Origin of the sequence: Sphingomonas sp. 10B4, assembly GCF_035019905.1 — a bacterium.
Taxonomy (GTDB): Bacteria; Pseudomonadota; Alphaproteobacteria; order Sphingomonadales; family Sphingomonadaceae; genus Sphingomonas; species Sphingomonas glacialis.
On the sequence record NZ_JASJVC010000132.1, the window covers coordinates 1 to 3180 of the forward strand.

General features: G+C 59.8%; 3 protein-coding genes. 2 read left to right on the forward strand and 1 reads right to left on the reverse strand.

Annotation, left to right across the window (positions count from 1 at the left end):
- Positions 1 to 144 precede the first annotated feature (144 nt).
- Positions 145 to 1410 (reverse strand): divalent metal cation transporter, encoded by a 1266-nt coding sequence (locus QN347_RS18885; protein WP_322159922.1) that lies wholly within the window; start codon positions 1408 to 1410, stop codon positions 145 to 147.
- A 100-nt stretch (positions 1411 to 1510) separates the two neighbouring features.
- Here QN347_RS18885 and QN347_RS18890 point away from each other — a divergent pair, with 100 nt between their 5' ends.
- Positions 1511 to 1789: a metal/formaldehyde-sensitive transcriptional repressor gene (locus tag QN347_RS18890; protein ID WP_322159920.1), complete on the forward strand. Its 279-nt coding sequence runs from the start codon at positions 1511 to 1513 to the stop codon at positions 1787 to 1789.
- On the forward strand, positions 1786 to 3018 hold the full coding sequence (gene dmeF / locus QN347_RS18895) for a CDF family Co(II)/Ni(II) efflux transporter DmeF (protein WP_323494314.1): 1233 nt from the start codon (positions 1786 to 1788) through the stop codon (positions 3016 to 3018). The genes QN347_RS18890 and dmeF overlap by 4 nt, the downstream gene beginning before the upstream one ends.
- Positions 3019 to 3180: the final 162 nt, after the last annotated feature.

Here is a 3180-nt window from a genome sequence, read left to right on the forward strand (position 1 = left end):
CCGGTGACCGTCCGCCTCTCATAACATCTTCAAGTAAAAGCGCGGTTATGCTCTCGCGACGTTATGCAACAAAGCCCTTTCGATGGCAACATCGGTGCCAGTGCCCATAGCCAGTCCGGCATCGGTAGCAGCATCCGCCTCTCATTATCCGAGCGCGAACATGGCGATCGCCGCCGATGCCATAACCGCAGTTGCCGCCCAGCCGAAAAATAGAAGTTGGCCCGAGGCGGTGAACTTGCCCATTGCCGAATGCTTCGAGACGACAACCATCATCGCTGCAATGATCGGGACCGCGACAACCCCGTTGATGACCGCACTCCAGAACAGCGCCTTGATCGGATCGAGCGGAGACCAGTCGATCGCCACGCCGATAAGCGTGGCGAGACTGATGATCGAATAAAATCCAGTCGCTTCCCACGGCTTGTATTCGAGGCCCACCTTCCAGCCACGAGATTCGCCAACGGCAAACGCTGCCGATCCAGCCAGAACGGGAACAGCAAGCAAGCCGGTGCCGATGATGCCGAGGCTGAACAACAAAAACGCGAACTTGCCTGCGATCGGTTGAAGCGCTTGCGCGGCTTGCGCAGCGGTCGTGATGTCGGTCTTGCCCGAGGCGTGAAGTGTGGCGGCAGTGGCGATCATGATCGCGAGCGCGATCAGGTTGGAGATTGCCATGCCGGCAAAGGTGTCGAAGCCGATGCGGCGGAATTCGCGTCGCGCCTGCCACGGCGCATCGACGAGTGCTTCGGCCTCCGGCTTGTCGCTGATCTCTTCGACCTCCTGCGACGCCTGCCAGAAAAACAGATACGGGCTGATCGTCGTCCCGAAGATCGCGACGATCAGCGTTGCAGCGTCCTTGCCGGGAACGGATGGCCAGACGATCCCAAGCGCGACCTGGCCCCAGTCGAGTTTCACCGAAAACAGCACTGCGACATAGGCGAACAGCACGAGCGTCAGCCACTTCAGGAATTTCGAATAGCGGCAATAGGGGACGAACATCTGGAGCAGCAGCGAGAGCACGGCAAACCCGATGGTGTACAGATGCGCGCTGACGCCCGTTACAAGCTCGGCAGCGGACCCCATTGCAGCGATATCCGCGCCGATGTTGAAGGTGTTGGCGACGAACAGCAGTGCCACGAGGACCCCGACGAGGGGGCCAGGCAGGAGATCGCCCATGTTCTTGGCGAGGCCGTGTCCGGTGACGCAACCGATATGCGCGCTGACGAGCTGAACCGCCGCCATCAATGGATAGGTCAGCACCATCGTCCAAAGGAGGCCGAAACCGAACTGTGCGCCCGCCTGCGAATAGGTTGCGATCCCGCTGGGATCGTCGTCAGCCGCCCCCGTGACGAGGCCCGGTCCGAGTTGATCGACCATCGCGATCGAACGCAGGCGGTTGCGCAACTTCATACAAAACCTTTCGATCGAAAGGGGCAGCGCCACTGCCCATTGCGTTAAGCTGAACGACTAAACTTGATATGGGGTAGCCCCCTATGCCACTAGGTAATTCATGTCGCACACGATCGAAGACAAACAAAACCTCCTGGCGCGCATCCGCCGCATACGCGGTCAGGTGGATGGGATCGAGCGCGCGCTCGAAAGCGAAGCCGGATGCGCCCAGGTGATGCACCTGATCGCGGGTGTACGGGGCGCGGTAGCGGGACTGATGGCCGAGGTCGTCGAGGATCACGTCCGCACCCATCTTGTCGATGATGAGAAATACCCCGGCGCGCTCGATACGGCGGCTACCGAGCAGCTCCTTGCGGTCGTCCGCACCTATCTGAAATGAACCCTGTCATGCCTGCAACCGCTACTGCCCCGCTTCACGACCATATCTTTCTCGGCGAAGGCCATGACAAAAGCGCACGCAAGACGTGGACCGTCATCTGGATCTGCGGCGCGATGATGGTCCTCGAAATGGTCGGCGGACTGTTTTTCGGCTCGATTGCCCTCGTTGCCGACGGTTTGCACATGAGCACGCATGCTGGCGCGCTGCTGCTAGCAGCACTTGCCTATACCTACGCCCGCAAGCACGCGACGAACGACGCATTCACCTTTAGCAGCGGCAAGTTCGGCGATCTCGCCGGGTTCACCAGCGCAATTATCCTCGCCATGATTGCGCTGCTCATCGGCTATGAGTCGATCAGCCGGATATTCCAGCCAGTCGTGATCCATTTTGGGGAGGCGATCCCAATCGCTGTCCTCGGCCTTGGCGTCAACGTGGTCAGCGCGCTGCTGCTGAGCAGTGGCGGTGATCATCATCACGATCACGCGCACGGACGTGCCCATAATGACGACGGCCATGACGAGTCTCACGATATTGTAACAAGTCAGGGGCCGATTTCGCTGGAAGTCTTCGAGGACGGCGTGCCGCCCCGTTTCCGTTTGCACGGCGCAAATGGCGCGCAAATTTCCGTCGAAATAGAGCGCCCCGGTGGCACCCGCCAGACGTTCGTCTTCGCAGATCGGGGCGATTATATTGAATCGGTCGATGAAATTCCCGAGCCGCACCAGTTCGCCGCCCATGTACGGATCGGCGACGAACACCACACGGTCCAGTTCGAAGAACATGAGCATGCACACGGATCGGCGCACCGCGACAATAACATGCGCGCGGCCGTCATCCACGTCTTTGCAGACGCCGCCGTTTCGGTTCTCGTCATCGTCGGGTTGTTGCTCGCGCGCGCCTTCGGCTGGTTGTGGATGGACCCATTGGCCGGTATCGTCGGTGCGTGCGTGATTGCGAGTTGGTCATATGGCCTTGTCCGCGACACCGGGGCCATCCTTCTCGATATGAACCCCGATAAAAAGATGGCAGGCAATATCTGCAGCGCGATAGAGATCGATGGCGATCAAGTCGCCGATCTGCACCTGTGGCGTCTGGGACCCGGGCATCTCGGCGCAATCCTCGCGGTCGTGACCGACAAGGCGCGAAATGCCGACTATTACCGGGTGCTGCTGGCGCGGTTCAAAACCCTGTCGCACATCACGGTGGAAGTGGTGCCAATCAGAAATTGAACGACCCGTAGGGGGGGCGTCCACTCCTTCACATCAATCAGCTCGCACAACGCTGACAGCCCCTTCAGCGCAAATTCGGGGCGGTCTAACCCGGATTATTCGTCGGACGGGCGATTTCGGGTTGGCGAGCGTAGCTTAACCTACTGATTTAGTGTAGAGAAA

What these genes read in the sequence shown, in the direction of transcription:
- QN347_RS18885 (WP_322159922.1), bottom strand. Translation starts at nt 1,410, where the DNA reads ATGAAGTTGCGCAACCGCCTGCGTTCGATCGCGATGGTCGATCAACTC.
- QN347_RS18890 (WP_322159920.1), top strand. Translation starts at nt 1,511, where the DNA reads ATGTCGCACACGATCGAAGACAAACAAAACCTCCTGGCGCGCATCCGC.
- dmeF (WP_323494314.1), top strand. Translation starts at nt 1,786, where the DNA reads ATGAACCCTGTCATGCCTGCAACCGCTACTGCCCCGCTTCACGACCAT.